Raw genomic sequence first — 13,930 nt, forward strand, 5'->3', positions numbered from 1 at the left:
AGTTTCAACCACGTGCAACAAGATCATCACCCTTATAACGATATATTTAAGCAACTGCTAATTAACCCTGGCCGTCTTAACGAGGAGCAGATGAATCAGTTACAGATGCTGGTAGATCGCTTTCCGCAGATGGGGCTATTATATGCCTTACAGGCGCGGTACTCGGGCGATACCGCCCATTTAAGCCGTGCCGCTGCAGGTTTTGCCGATAGTACCGTTTTGCAAAAAATAGTATTACGAACATCCGGCTTGCCTGCAGTTAACGAATCTCAAATTATTTTTAAAAATAATGATTCAAGTAACCTGGCAGAAGTAGCGGCAGAAACAGTAAACCCGGTTGTTGAAGAAAGTCAACCGGAAATAACAGAAGCTGAACCTGTTGCCGAAATTGCAACGCAGCCAGAAGAAATTACTACGCTTGAGCAGCCATCTATAGTAAATAACCAGGATGAACCTGCAGCGCAGACTGAGAATTTATTGGAAGAGTCAGTTGCCGAACCAGCGCCTGTAGTAGAAGACCATACTGTCGAAAATACGGTAGAAGATGTTTCGCCAGCAGCTGAAGATGTTGAGCCGGTAGCTGAAGAAATGCCAACAGCAGAGCCCGATGCCGAACAGGAAGAAGAACCTGTGTCTGAGCCGGCAACAGAGTTACCGGTTGCAGCACCTGTGCCGCTGCCCGAAACCCAGCAACTTATTATCGAAAACATTGCGGCAAGCAACTATTTTGTTTTTGATGCTGCTTTTATTGACCGGAACAAAATTGTGCTGGATGAAGGGACAGAGAAGGTTTTGAAACAGGAAACTGCCGCACCACAAGAAGCATCAGCTGCAAATGTTGAAGAAGGACAGGTAACACGTTACCACGACGATAAAATGCCTTACAGCTTTTTATGGTGGCTGGATAAAACACGAAGCAAGCATAGTGCAGACTACCAGCCTTACACCAGCAATAAGCCTGTAGCTAACGCCCCGGCAGAAAAAACTGAGCCTGTAACCGAGGTACCCGAAGAGCGTAAAAAGGAAGACGGAATTTTAGAGCGGTTTTTGCAGGAAGATCCGCAGATTAAGCCCCCAACCGGCGATAAACTGGATAACGAAAACAAAGCACGCCATAGCAGCGAAGACCAGGACGAGATGATTACCGAAACACTGGCCCGCATTTACGCTGACCAGATGTTATATTCCAAAGCCATAGCTGCTTATAAAATATTAATATTGAAAAATCCGGAAAAAAGGCGTTACTTTGCCAACCAGATTGAAATTTTACAAAAGAAAATAAATTAACGCATAAAATGTACTTAGTATTAATCATTCTTGCTATCCTGGTTTGTATACTGTTAGGGGTAATTGTATTAATCCAAAACCCTAAAGGTGGCGGCTTATCTTCAAACTTTTCTAGCTCATCGCAGTTGTTAGGTGTGCAAAAAACCGGTGACATCCTTGAAAAAGGAACCTGGATTTTAGCCATAACTTTAATGGTACTTTCATTAGCTATCAACGTAGCTTTAAAAGGTGGCAGCACTGCATCAGGTTCTGATTACCGCGATCAGATCCAGAAAGCTTCTAAGCCAACTGGCCCGGTAGGTACATCATCAGCGCCATTATCATTGCCTGCTAAACCTGCAGACAGCACCAAAAAATAAATAACAATAAGTTAATACAAGAAGGCTTCGGAATTTCCGAAGCCTTTTTTAGTTTTATAGCGCCTGTCATCATGGCATTGTCATGTTGATATAAGGTAAATGTGTCCTGCATAGTTTAAACCCTTTCATACAATACTGACAATACAACAGCTTGTTATGTCAATTGGTAATACTTTACCGGCTTGGCATAATTCATGTTCAAAAGCTAGCAAACCATACAATTAAGTATAACAATTATAATTATGTCATTAAACATTAAACCTATTGGCGACAGAGTAGTAGTAGAAGCTGCTCCTGCCGAAGAAAAGACTGCGTCTGGTATCTTCATTCCGGATACTGCTAAAGAAAAGCCTCAACAAGGAACTGTAGTAGCTGTTGGTGACGGTAAAAAAGATGAGCCTATGACTGTTAAAGTAGGTGACAACGTTTTATACAGCAAATACGGTGGTACCGAAATTACCATTGATGGTAAAGAGTATCTGATGATGCGCGAATCAGACATATACGGAATATTATAATTAAATAAATGCCGGAAAGGCTGAAGGACTGGTACTGAAGTATTGTAATACCGTCGTTCACTCAATCTATCATTAAAAAAAACATTCATTAAAAAATTATGGCAAAACAAGTTAAATACAACGTTGAGGCACGCGATGCTCTAAAACGTGGTGTGGATATTTTGGCTAATGCAGTTAAAGTAACCTTAGGTCCTAAAGGTCGTAACGTAATTATCGACAAAAAATTTGGTTCTCCTGCTATCACTAAAGACGGTGTAACTGTAGCTAAAGAAATCGAACTGAAAGATTCTTTAGAAAACATGGGTGCACAAATGGTAAAAGAAGTAGCATCAAAAACTGCTGATATTGCAGGTGATGGTACTACAACGGCTACTGTTTTAGCACAGGCTATTGTTACTGCAGGTATTAAAAACGTTGCTGCCGGTGCCAATCCTATGGATTTGAAACGTGGTATTGACAAAGCTGTAGCTGCGGTTGTTGCTAACTTAAAAGAGCAATCTCAAACTGTAGGCGAAGACAATAATAAAATTAAACAAGTTGCTTCTATTTCAGCCAACAACGATGAGGTTATCGGTTCTCTGATTGCTGATGCAATGGGTAAAGTTGGCAAAGACGGTGTAATTACTGTTGAAGAAGCTAAAGGTACCGAAACTGAGGTAAGAACTGTAGAAGGTATGCAGTTTGACCGTGGTTACCTTTCTCCATACTTTGTAACCAACGCTGATAAAATGGAAGCAGAACTGGATAGCCCTTATATCCTGATCTACGACAAAAAGATTTCTTCAATGAAGGAATTGCTTCCAATCCTGGAAAAACAAGTGCAAACCGGCAAACCTTTAGTAATTATCTCTGAAGATTTGGATGGCGAAGCTTTGGCTACTTTAGTAGTTAACAAAATCCGTGGCTCACTGAAAGTGGCTGCTGTTAAAGCACCTGGTTTTGGTGATCGTCGTAAAGCTATGCTGGAAGATATTGCTATCTTAACTGGTGGTACTGTAATTTCTGAAGAGCGTGGTTATAAATTAGAGAATGCCGACCTGAGCTACTTAGGTACTGCTGAGAAAGTAGTTATTGACAAAGATAACACTACTGTAATTAATGGTTTTGGAGATGCAGAAGGTATTAAAGCCCGCGTTAACCAAATCAAAGCTCAGATCGAAACTACTACTTCTGATTACGATAAAGAAAAACTGCAAGAGCGTTTAGCTAAGTTATCAGGCGGTGTGGCTGTATTATACGTAGGTGCAGCTACCGAGGTAGAAATGAAAGAGAAAAAAGACCGTGTTGACGACGCTTTACACGCAACCCGTGCTGCTGTTGAAGAAGGTATTGTTGCTGGTGGTGGTGTAGCCTTCATCCGTGCCGTTGCTGCCTTAAACGACCTGCAAGGTGCTAACGAAGACGAGAAAACTGGTATCCAGATCATCAAACGTGCTATCGAAGAGCCATTACGTCAAATCTGCGAAAACGCAGGTATTGAAGGTTCGATCGTGGTGCAAAAGGTTAAAGAAGGTACTGCCGACTTTGGTTACAATGCACGTACTGATAAATATGAGAACCTGATTGGTGCTGGTGTAATCGATCCAACTAAAGTATCTCGTGTAGCTTTAGAAAATGCAGCTTCTATCTCTTCTATGTTGTTAACCACCGAGTGTGTGTTAGCCGACGATCCGGAAGATGAAAAAGCTGGTGCCGGTGCCCCTCCAATGGGTGGCATGGGTGGTATGATGTAATCAACAATCATACTAAAATAATATACACTACAGAAACCCTGTCTAATTTATTAGACAGGGTTTCTTGTTTTTAAAACTGTACGGCCTGATAAAATCGTTGTTTAGGTTGATTTTAGTTAATCAAATGATTAACTAATGACACATTTAAGTATAAACTATTTTATTTTTGTATTAAATATTAAATAGTCACCATGAGAGGCATATCATTTGCAATGTTATCAACATTATGAAACAAATTACCCAAGTGAAGAGACAATTGCAGGCAAGGATATTTGAGTGGGTGATAATCAAAGGTCCGGAATTGTTTGTAAGCTTAATGTCTTAACAAAACGAGTTGGCTTAATGCATTTTAAGCTAAACCACTACATAAATACACCCATCCATATTCAAAGTATTTACACTTTGCAGGCAAGGTAAGGCAAATTATATTTTTTGTCTTGCCTTTAATTCTAAATAGCGGTTTACCGCACTCACCGTTAAATTTTGTGGCGATGTTAGTATAGACTGGATACCGTGCCTGGCCAGTTCTTTTACAATTAGCTTTTTATCGTACGCAAATTTTTCAGCAATCGTTTTAATGTAAATACCTTCTACATCCACTGCGGGTTGCTGGCTTAGGGCTTTTAACTCAGTATTTTCAAAAAACACCACCAACAGTAAGTGAAAGCCGGCTATCTTTTTTAAAAAGGGCAGGTGCCGTTGTAATGCCGACATACTTTCGTAGTTAGTAAAAAATACCACCAGGCTGCGCTGCTTAATCACCCGTCGTACGGTAGTGTACAGCATTTCCATGTTGGTTTCCAGGTAGCGGGTTTTTTCTTTATGCAATACCTCCAGTATTTTGTTGATGTGGGCAGGTTTGCGCTCGGCTGGTATAACAGCACCAATCTTTTCGGCAACCGTAATCAGTCCGGCTTTGTCTTCTTTAAGCAGAGCTACGTTGGAGAGCACCAGGCTGGCGTTAATGGCATAATCAAGCAGGCTCAAACCATCAAATGGCATTTTCATCGCCCTCGATTTATCAATGATACAGTACACCTGCTGCGATTTTTCGTCGGTATAGGCATTGGTCATCAGGCTGCCGTGCCGGGCAGAGGCTTTCCAGTTAATAGCCCGGTAGTCATCTCCGGATACATAGTTTTTGATTTGCTCAAACTCGGTGCTGTTACCCAGGCGCCTTATTTTTTTGATGCCGATCTCATTAAGCCGGTTAGATATAGCCATCAATTCGTAACGCCGCATTTGTAAAAACGATGGGTAAACCGGCAATACCTCATCTTCTTTAAAATTGTAACGCCGGCTTATCAAACCAAGTGGCGTACTTGCAAATACCCGGATAAGGCCAAAATCGTATTTGCCGCGTTTTAACGGCTTTAAAATATAACTGAGTATCTTATGCTGCCGGGATTTTAAATGTGTTTTAAACCACACATCACGTTTTTGAAACTGATGTGGTATTTCGTCAATTACACCCGCCTGTATGGCAAAAGGATAGAAGTTCTCAATATAGATGCTTAGTTCATTGTCGTCGCTGTTGCTTAGCCGTTCGGGTGCTTGGCGGCGCGCAAAAACACCGTTGGCAGTTTGGTATAGCAAAAGTAAGTCGGTAAGTATCAATAGCACACAGGCCCCCAAGAGCACGTAAGGCACCACGCCAAGCCACCCGAAAAAGAAACTGAAGATAAAGCATACAATGCAGCTTATGAGTATAGTCCATAAGCGGTTAGTTAAAAACAGATTGGTATAAAACAGGCCGGTCAGCTTTTTCAATTAGCGTGGGATTTCAATTTTCTGAATTAACTGAGCTATTATTTCGTCGGGTGTAATACCTTCCATTTCTTTATCAGGCGTAAGCATAATACGGTGGCGTAACACGGCAGGCGTTATCCAGATCACATCTTCGGGTGTTACAAAATCGCGGCCTTTCATGGCAGCAAGCGCTTTGGCTCCATTAATAATGGCCAAAGATGCCCTTGGCGATGCCCCCAGGTAAAGTGATTTGCTGTTACGGCTCTCATGAACAATTTTGGCTACAAACTCCAGTATTTTAGGCTCTACGTACAACTCGCGCACCTGCTTGCGGAGGCCAATAATGTCTTGCGCAGTTAGCACCGGTTCAATATCACTCAACTGGTTTGCAGTTTTGTGCTGATGCTGGCGGGTCAGGATAGCTATTTCGTCTTCGAGGGTTGGATATTTAACTTCTATCTTAAACAAAAACCGGTCTAATTGGGCTTCGGGCAGCCGGTAAGTGCCTTCTTGTTCTACCGGGTTTTGGGTAGCTAAAATTACAAAGGGTTCTTGCAGCGGGTAACGTACACCATCTACCGTAACCTGCCGTTCTTCCATTACCTCAAACAAAGCCGCCTGCGTTTTGGCGGGGGCCCGGTTTATTTCGTCAATCAGGATGATGTTGCCAAACACCGGCCCCTGCTTAAACTCAAACTCTGTAGTTTTAGGATTAAATACAGCAGTGCCAATAACGTCTGATGGCATCAAATCGGGGGTAAACTGTATGCGGGAGTATTGTGCATCAATGGCACGGGCTATCAATTTTGCTGTTAACGTTTTGGCTACACCGGGCACACCTTCAATCAATAGGTGACCGTCGGCCAGTATACCGGCAATCAGTAACTCAACGGTTTCTTGCTGGCCAACCACAATTTGGCCAATAGTTGTTTTCATCAGTTCAACCGCCTCGCTTAATTTGCTCAAATCGGTTCGTTGTTTAAATATTTCTTCTTCCATTTATTTACCGGATAGTGAATAAAAATTTTCGATAGCGTTATTCAATGCAATGAGTTCCTGGTCGGTTACCTTGGGCTGCACCTGCGTATAATTAATCAGGTTAACGAGGCCTTTGATAAATGCAGGCTCGATGCCCGTTTTTTTGATCAGGGCATCGGTAAACTCCTTATCGAGTTTACTGGTTTTAAGATAGTACCGGGTACGCCAGTGTTCGAGCAGATAAGTAATTTTTTTATGGGCAATATTACTGTTGTCACGCTGCTCATAATATACTTGGCCAACCACAGTAACAAAATCAAGTGTGTTATTTTTTAAGGGCTCTACAACCGGAATAATGCGTTGCCTGCGCTTTACTTCGTAAGTAATGTAAAGCAATGCTGTTAACAAGATGAGGTAATAAGCCCATCGCAAGCTGTCATGAGCAAATATTACCCGCAGCGGCGACTCATCTTCGGGTATGTCTTTGTTTTGATAGTGATCCCAATAAACGTTTTTGCCAGCCGGTAAGTAGGAGAGTGCCTTGGCTGCATACTCTGCACCATCCAGAGTTAACAAACTATAATTAGTAAACAATTGCGGATTAGCGTTAAGGTATAAATATCCTTTACCTAATGGATACTGTAAATAATTAGCGTGTGCTAATGCATTATTACCAAGCACTATTGCTTTGGCCGTATCAAAGCGGCTAAAGTACTGGCTGGTTAAATCGCGCTTAAAGCGGTAGTTTTGCAAACGTTTGAGCCGGGGATTTACAAAGTTGACCGGCGTGTTGTTTTTTTCAAATTCGGCCTGAATTTTAAGTTTAAGCGTATCGGGTAACTGCCCTTCCCAATTAAAGGCGGTCATGAAAACAGTGTTACCGGCCTTAATAAATTTAAAAAGCTCGTTTACATCGCTCTTGCTTAAATTAATGGTTTTTGCAATAATAAAATAATTGCCCTTTATACCGGTTTGATGCAGCACGTTATATAAAGGTGCATTAGTCTGAGCCTTTTCACTGCCCGGATAAAAGCTTTCTAACTGCTGGTACAGCACATAGGTGCCAAGCGGAATTTTATCTTCGTAGTAAAGTGTAGGCTGCCAGTTAACCGGTGCTGGCTTATTATACTGGGCTACCAAATAAACAATAAGTAACAGTGCGCCGCATAAGGTGATGATTTTAAAATCTTTCATGCCAGCGTTTGTTTAAAGTTGCTGAACAGCGTTTTAATGTTTTGAAATGCCTGGCTATTGATAGCAAACTCGCCATACCAAACAAATTCAAACTGGCGGGTAAGTACGGCAAAAGCTTCGCGCTGGTTAGCATTGGTTAACTCGTTGATGTAGGCCGCGTTGGTTTTATCAATTTGCCAGTTAATTAGTTGCGCATCATTTAATTGTTTAAGTGCCCTTAAATATAACAGTCTGACGGCTGAACGATAATTGTGCTCTGCAATGGCTTGATCTATGTTCAAATCAAAATCAATCTCATGAATGTTTTCGAGCGTTTCGGTAAAAGGTATACGGGCATCGGCTGGTTTACGTTTAATTAGCCCGCGTACGTCTACCCCGGCCAGTTTTAAAACAATGAATACGATGGCGGCTATCCCCAGCGATAGAAATAAATATTTTAAAACAATAAACAACAGGTTTGTATGCTGTGGGGTATCTACTCCATCAAATAAATGCCAGAACCAACGCCAAAACCTCGACCATAAAGATGGTCCGGTAGTTTCGCTTTTGTATTGAAATTCTGGTTTTTGTTTAAGCCGGGCCAGTTCAGCATCATCAAAATGTTTTAACTGCACTATGCTGCTGTCATTGCGCAATACAGCTTTACCTTTTAAAGGCTTTGCTGCCCAGGCACAGCAGTTAAGTAAAAACAAAATAACGAAGGCGTAAGTAAAGCGCATGCTTAATATTCTTCGGCAGGTAACTGGTTGTTGGTCGAGTTGCTACCAAACTGGTTAATACGGTCAATCAGCCCGGAGCCTTCTATGATCTCTGTTAAATTAAAATAACACATTACTAAAGTAACTATTGGCAATACGTACAGTACTTGTCCTACCTGTTGCAGTACACTGCCAATAACGGTAAATATCGGCGAGCTACTAATACGGCCGTGGGTTAGGGCGCTAAGGACGGTAATAATGGTGTTGGGAATAGAAAAAATCATCCAGGCAACGTACATAATCAATACCATTATAATTAATGCGCCAAAAGTGCTCCACCAGTTATTATTAATTAATTTAAAGCTTCTGTTAAAGGCATACCCAAAACTCGCATTCTCTATCACCATAATAGGGTATATCAAGCCGAAAATAGGGTAAACATAAACTCCCGGAGCAAAACAAAGCGCAGTAGCAATTAAGAGTAGCGGGGTAAGCAAAACATTACCCAACAAAATACGGAAAAAATAATATTTAACATACCCCCAAACCTCTTCAGTAGTTGGGGCAATATTGCCCTTTTGCTTGTATATTGCCATATAACTAAGCACAGTTGTGCTCATGAGTGTATAGCTAAGCAGCATAAAGAGCATACTCAAGGCGTACTCTATCCCAAAGCGGTCGGACATGGTACTAAAAGTTTCGAATCTGTTTTCAAAAATGTGTTTTTGCAGATCTAATACCTTTAACTGCTGCAGCGTAAAAGTAGCAGCGCTGGCTAAAATAAGCAAGCCGCAAAAAGTAAATACGGTTTTAAACAGCGGCTTAAAATTTTGGCGGATAAAGGTAAAGCTATCACTGATTACTTCACCCAGGTCGCGGGTTTTAGCCAGCTCAATCTTCGGTTGTTGCATGTAAGGTTTTATTGTTAAATAATTGGTTAGGATAAATAATAACGTACCAAATAATAAATGCCAGTGATGAACCCAGGATAAGCAGGCTGAGCCATAAAGGCATTTCGGTATGCCGGGTAATAAAGCTTTCAAAAAAAGCGGCTACTATAAAAATAGGCACTAAGCCCATTACAATCTTCATTCCATCCCTGGCACCCCGTTTAAATGAGATTAAGCGGTTGTAAGTGCCCGGAAACAGTAAACTATTGCCCAATACCAATCCGGCACCGCCGGCAATAATGATAGACGATATTTCGAGCGTACCGTGTATCCAGATTACTAAAATAGATTGCCATCCTAAGCCCTTGCTAAAAAAGAAATACTCGAACGAGCCCAGCATTAACCCGTTTTTAAACAGGTAATATACTGTACCCACCGACCCGAAAATACCCGCTACAAACGTAATGAACGATACAAAAATATTGTTGGCCCCTATCTGAAAAAACATTGCAAACTCGTTATGAGATTTGTATACGCCAAATGGGTCGCCTTTTGCAATATTTTCATTAGTCATGTTTACATACGCAGGCCCAAGTACAATTTGTAAAAAGTTGTTGTCGTATTTAGCTGAAAATACGCCAACCAGGCAAAACAATACAAAGAACAAAAATGCGTACAACAACTGGCGCTGATAAGTTTTAAACAACAGTGGTAACTCGTATTGCCAGAATAGCTTAAAGCGGTTGCTTTTTACTTTTTTGTTTTTGTAAATAGATTGGTGCAGGGTTGCTGCCAGTCCGTTAAGGTAAGCTGTGGTTTTTGATTTAGGATAAAAGGTTTTGGCATAAGCTAAATCATCCGTTATTTGTATAAAACGATCGGCCAGCTCATCAGGAGTGCCTTTGGCACCTTCTTCAAAGCTTTTCCATTTGGCCGAGTTTTGTTTAACAAATAAGGGTTCGCGCATGGCTTAGGTGAATTATAAAAACCGTGTTAAAATAGCGAGAAAAATAATATCTTTCAATGGTATCAACCGATTTGAATAATATATTTGTTAGCATGCAAACTGTAACCGTACACACCTCTCAAAATATTGATATTGATTATGAAGTGGCTGATTTAGGCGACCGTATACTGGCTGGACTTGTTGATTTAGGTTTGTTTATGCTACTGATGATTTTATGTATTATTTTGGCTGTGATGACCAATAGTTACACAGGTTTTAGTGAAACCTTTTTAATTGCAGGCTTGATAGTTTACGTGTGCATGTATGTATTTTACGATTTGATCTGTGAAATATTTATGAACGGGCAAAGCATAGGTAAGCGTGTACGTAAAATTAAAGTAATAAGTTTAGATGGTGCGCAGCCTACCGTTGGGCAATACCTGTTGCGCTGGTTATTCCGAATTGTTGATTTTACTTTTACTTCCAGTTTATGCGGGATAATCTCTATAGCGGTATCAGAAAAGAGGCAGCGTGTTGGCGATATGGTGGCCGGCACAACTTTAATTAAAACCCAGCCACGTACGCAACAGGATAAAATTGCTTTTACACCTGCCGAACTAAACTATGAACCTGTTTATAACGAAGCGTCTCAGTTAAACGACCGCGATATTGAGTTGATACACGAAGTAATACAAACTTACCGGCAAACGGGTAATACAGCAGTGGTTTATAATATGGGTCAAAAAATTTCAGAATATTTGAGTATTCAGCCTAAGCCGGAGATGGATAGCCTGCAACTTTTGCAAACGATAATCAAAGACTATAATTACCTCGTATCGCGGGAATCGGTTATTTGATATTTCAATTGGTCATCTTGACAATGTAGCTTACCAGGATGATTGAACCCGTAACAACAGCCAAAGGTGTTTTTATCCAATTCTTTTTATCAAAATGATACCGGCGATCAAAAAAATGGATGAGCATAAGTACCATTAGCGGAATAGCTGCCGGGTAAAAATGGAGGCTTTGTTTTAAATTTCCTCTTAAAAGCATAATTACCGACCTTTGAAATCCGCAGCCAGGGCAGTCAATACCCGTCATATATTTAAAAGGGCAGGGTAGCAAATGTTTTTGCAGCCAGTTTACTAATGCCAACTGACTGCAAAAACAATAAATAGCGTAACTCATAAACAATTACTTACACTTGCGGAGGTGTTCTATTATCAAAAGGGTCTCTGTAATTACTGTCATTAAAATTGTTAACCATACCAGCGGGACCTAAGTAGGCGTAATTTCCAAAGCCTAATAGCGGAAAAAAGATAAAAGGCAGTAACAACAAGCCAACGGTAAATCCTTCATTTTGTCCAAAGCTTTTACTTAATAAATTGTACATCCATACGGCAAATACGATATTAACGCAAGGTATCAGTAACAAAATAATCCACCATACCGGTTTGCCAATTATCTCCAGTAATACGATAATGTTATAAATAGGTATTATTGCTGCCCATCCTGGTTTACCGGCTTTTACAAAAACTTTCCAAAAACCGGCGATGACAAATATCCAGATCGCAAGAGCAAAAATTAAAAATACACCTGAGATTGGGCCTGAGGCAGAAGAAGAATAGCTGTCGTAGTTTTCCATATTGTGTTAAAGTGTTGATTTGACGGTTAAGGTATTTATATAATTTAACATAACCAATAGCGTTGAGCCATTTACTATATGTAAATTTGTGAGGCATGCAAAGAGAGCAGATTTCGGTATTCGATATTTTTAAAATTGGTATAGGTCCGTCAAGTTCACATACATTGGGGCCATGGCGGGCAGCACAACAGTTTGTACAGGCGCTGCAGCAGCAAGATGCGCTTGATAGTGTAGTGCAGGTTAAAATATTACTCTATGGCTCACTGGCTAAAACCGGCAAAGGGCACGGTACTGATATTGCCATACTATTGGGTTTATGCGGCCATGACCCGGTTACCTTTGCGGTAGACCAATTGGATGCCACTATTGCCGAAATACACCGCCTGCACCAGTTGATGTTAGGCGACAATCACGAAGTGAGTTTTTTTGCGGAGGATGACTTGCTTTTCCTTTTCGACCAAAGTTTGCCTTACCATCCTAATGCCGTAACCTTTCAGGCTTTTTTAAGTACCGGAAAAGCCGTATCAGAAACTTACTATTCTATCGGGGGCGGTTTTGTAGTGAAAGAAGGCGGTGCTGGCAACATGGCAACCGAAGTTGATTTGCCCTTTCCGGTTGATACTGCCGACGAATTGCTGCATTGGTGCCGCAAAACGGGGTTAAAAATATCCGAGGTAGTGATGGAGAACGAGCAGGCGTGGCGCCCCGAAATAAATACTAAAGAGGGTGTGCTACAGATATTTACAATCATTAAAGAATGTATCTATAGGGGCTGCCATACCAAAGGGTGTTTACCCGGCGGTTTAAATGTAGCCCGTCGTGCTGCAGGGTTAAATAAAAAGCTGATCGGCGATCGCAGTTATAACAATTTTGACGAATGGTTAAGTGCCATCAGGCAAACGGGTAACGGCTTCCAAAACACTTTGGATTGGGTAAGTTGCTTTGCTTTGGCCGTAAACGAAGAAAATGCCTCGTTTGGACGTGTAGTAACCGCGCCAACCAACGGAGCTGCAGGTGTAATACCAGCAGTACTGATGTATTATATTGTTTTTTGTGATGGGTTTAGTGAGGAGCGAATTATCCAATTTTTACTGACCGCTTCGGAGGTTGGAAGCATATTTAAAAAAGGAGCTACGATATCGGCTGCAATGGGGGGTTGCCAGGCTGAAATCGGGGTGTCATCAGCAATGGCCGCAGCAGCACTTACCGAATGTTTAGGCGGTTCGCAAAGGCAGGTGCTCATGGCTGCCGAAATTGCCATGGAGCATCACCTGGGCCTTACCTGCGACCCTATAGGCGGCCTGGTACAAGTGCCGTGTATAGAGCGTAATACAATGGGTGCAATTAAGGCGATTACTGCATCACAACTGGCCTTACAAACTAACCCCGATAACGCCAAGGTAAGCCTGGATGCTGTGGTGAAAACCATGTGGCAAACCGCACTGGACATGAATTCTAAATATAAAGAAACCTCTGATGGCGGATTGGCAATCAATATTCCGATCAGTTTGCCGGAGTGTTGATGTTGAGTGATGAATAACCATGCGTTGCATAGCTGTTGAGTTGCCATGCATCGAGTAAGTAAATTAGGATAGAAAACCCGCTTTTAATCCACAGAAACGGTAAGGCCTTCTTGCTGTAATATTTTGCGGTATACTTCCATTTCGGTGAACGAGCCTTCTAAAACGGCACATTTACCTTCGTTGTGCACTTTCCAGGCAATTTTTTCGGCTTGTGTTTCAGAATAGTCCAGGTATTTCATCATGCAGTAAATAACGTGCTCAAAGCTGTTCACGTCATCGTTCCACAAAATCAGGCGATGCATCTCTTTTAAGCTCGCTAATATCTCTTCAAGCGTTAGCGTTTCTTCCTGTACTTCAGTTGGCATAATAGTAAGTACAAAGTTACTTAAAAAAGTATAATAAAAGTGTTA

At 41.3% G+C, this 13,930-nt stretch carries 15 protein-coding genes; 6 read left to right on the forward strand and 9 right to left on the reverse strand.

All coding sequences use genetic code 11. From position 1 onward, the window contains the following. The first annotated feature begins 12 nt into the window (after window positions 1-12). From AAGR14_RS03170 to groL, 4 genes are all read left to right on the forward strand, one after another. Window positions 13-1,287: a hypothetical protein gene (locus tag AAGR14_RS03170; RefSeq protein WP_342647151.1), complete on the forward strand. Its 1,275-nt coding sequence runs from the start codon at window positions 13-15 to the stop codon at window positions 1,285-1,287. Between the two features lie 8 nt (window positions 1,288-1,295). After that, the gene (gene secG, locus AAGR14_RS03175; protein ID WP_342647152.1) at window positions 1,296-1,646 is read left to right on the forward strand and encodes a preprotein translocase subunit SecG; all 351 of its coding nucleotides are present in this window, start codon (window positions 1,296-1,298) and stop codon (window positions 1,644-1,646) included. A 242-nt stretch (window positions 1,647-1,888) separates the two neighbouring features. Then, window positions 1,889-2,164: a co-chaperone GroES gene (locus AAGR14_RS03180; protein WP_169608311.1), complete on the forward strand. Its 276-nt coding sequence runs from the start codon at window positions 1,889-1,891 to the stop codon at window positions 2,162-2,164. Window positions 2,165-2,259: 95 nt separating this feature from the next. Beyond that, window positions 2,260-3,897, forward strand: a complete 1,638-nt coding sequence (gene groL / locus AAGR14_RS03185) for a chaperonin GroEL (RefSeq protein ID WP_342648724.1) — start codon at window positions 2,260-2,262, stop codon at window positions 3,895-3,897. 423 nt (window positions 3,898-4,320) lie between these two features. Here the strand turns inward: groL and AAGR14_RS03190 are convergent, their stop codons facing one another. Genes AAGR14_RS03190 through AAGR14_RS03215 form a run of 6 tightly spaced genes read right to left on the reverse strand, consistent with a single transcriptional unit; the run spans window position 4,321 to window position 10,373 of the window. Continuing rightward, window positions 4,321-5,667, reverse strand: a complete 1,347-nt coding sequence (locus tag AAGR14_RS03190) for a DUF58 domain-containing protein (RefSeq protein ID WP_342647153.1) — start codon at window positions 5,665-5,667, stop codon at window positions 4,321-4,323. Continuing rightward, on the reverse strand, window positions 5,668-6,645 hold the full coding sequence (locus AAGR14_RS03195) for a MoxR family ATPase (protein ID WP_342647154.1): 978 nt from the start codon (window positions 6,643-6,645) through the stop codon (window positions 5,668-5,670). Then, window positions 6,646-7,818: a DUF4350 domain-containing protein gene (locus AAGR14_RS03200; protein ID WP_342647155.1), complete on the reverse strand. Its 1,173-nt coding sequence runs from the start codon at window positions 7,816-7,818 to the stop codon at window positions 6,646-6,648. After that, window positions 7,815-8,537 carry a DUF4129 domain-containing protein gene (locus AAGR14_RS03205; RefSeq protein ID WP_342647156.1) on the reverse strand — a complete coding sequence of 241 codons (723 nt, stop codon included), beginning with the start codon at window positions 8,535-8,537 and terminating at the stop codon, window positions 7,815-7,817. Before AAGR14_RS03205 ends, AAGR14_RS03200 begins: the two co-directional genes overlap by 4 nt. Before the next feature lie 2 nt (window positions 8,538-8,539). Continuing rightward, the gene (locus tag AAGR14_RS03210) at window positions 8,540-9,427 is read right to left on the reverse strand and encodes a hypothetical protein (RefSeq protein ID WP_342647157.1); all 888 of its coding nucleotides are present in this window, start codon (window positions 9,425-9,427) and stop codon (window positions 8,540-8,542) included. Then, on the reverse strand, window positions 9,408-10,373 hold the full coding sequence (locus AAGR14_RS03215) for a stage II sporulation protein M (RefSeq protein WP_342647158.1): 966 nt from the start codon (window positions 10,371-10,373) through the stop codon (window positions 9,408-9,410). Before AAGR14_RS03215 ends, AAGR14_RS03210 begins: the two co-directional genes overlap by 20 nt. 92 nt (window positions 10,374-10,465) lie before the next feature. Here AAGR14_RS03215 and AAGR14_RS03220 point away from each other — a divergent pair, with 92 nt between their 5' ends. After that, complete coding sequence (locus AAGR14_RS03220; protein ID WP_342647159.1) at window positions 10,466-11,209, forward strand: RDD family protein; 744 nt, start codon at window positions 10,466-10,468, stop codon at window positions 11,207-11,209. A 4-nt stretch (window positions 11,210-11,213) separates the two neighbouring features. Here AAGR14_RS03220 and AAGR14_RS03225 read toward each other — a convergent pair whose 3' ends face one another. Continuing rightward, on the reverse strand, window positions 11,214-11,540 hold the full coding sequence (locus AAGR14_RS03225) for a DUF2752 domain-containing protein (RefSeq protein WP_342647160.1): 327 nt from the start codon (window positions 11,538-11,540) through the stop codon (window positions 11,214-11,216). A gap of 10 nt (window positions 11,541-11,550) precedes the next feature. After that, window positions 11,551-11,997: a DUF5684 domain-containing protein gene (locus AAGR14_RS03230; protein ID WP_342647161.1), complete on the reverse strand. Its 447-nt coding sequence runs from the start codon at window positions 11,995-11,997 to the stop codon at window positions 11,551-11,553. 95 nt (window positions 11,998-12,092) lie between these two features. Between AAGR14_RS03230 and AAGR14_RS03235 the strand changes: the two genes are divergently transcribed. Then, on the forward strand, window positions 12,093-13,520 hold the full coding sequence (locus AAGR14_RS03235; RefSeq protein ID WP_342647162.1) for an L-serine ammonia-lyase: 1,428 nt from the start codon (window positions 12,093-12,095) through the stop codon (window positions 13,518-13,520). 83 nt (window positions 13,521-13,603) lie between these two features. Here AAGR14_RS03235 and AAGR14_RS03240 read toward each other — a convergent pair whose 3' ends face one another. Further along, window positions 13,604-13,885: an ATP-dependent Clp protease adaptor ClpS gene (locus AAGR14_RS03240; RefSeq protein WP_342647163.1), complete on the reverse strand. Its 282-nt coding sequence runs from the start codon at window positions 13,883-13,885 to the stop codon at window positions 13,604-13,606. Window positions 13,886-13,930 lie beyond the last annotated feature (45 nt).

Source organism: Mucilaginibacter sp. CSA2-8R (assembly GCF_038806765.1).
Taxonomy (GTDB): domain Bacteria; phylum Bacteroidota; class Bacteroidia; order Sphingobacteriales; family Sphingobacteriaceae; genus Mucilaginibacter.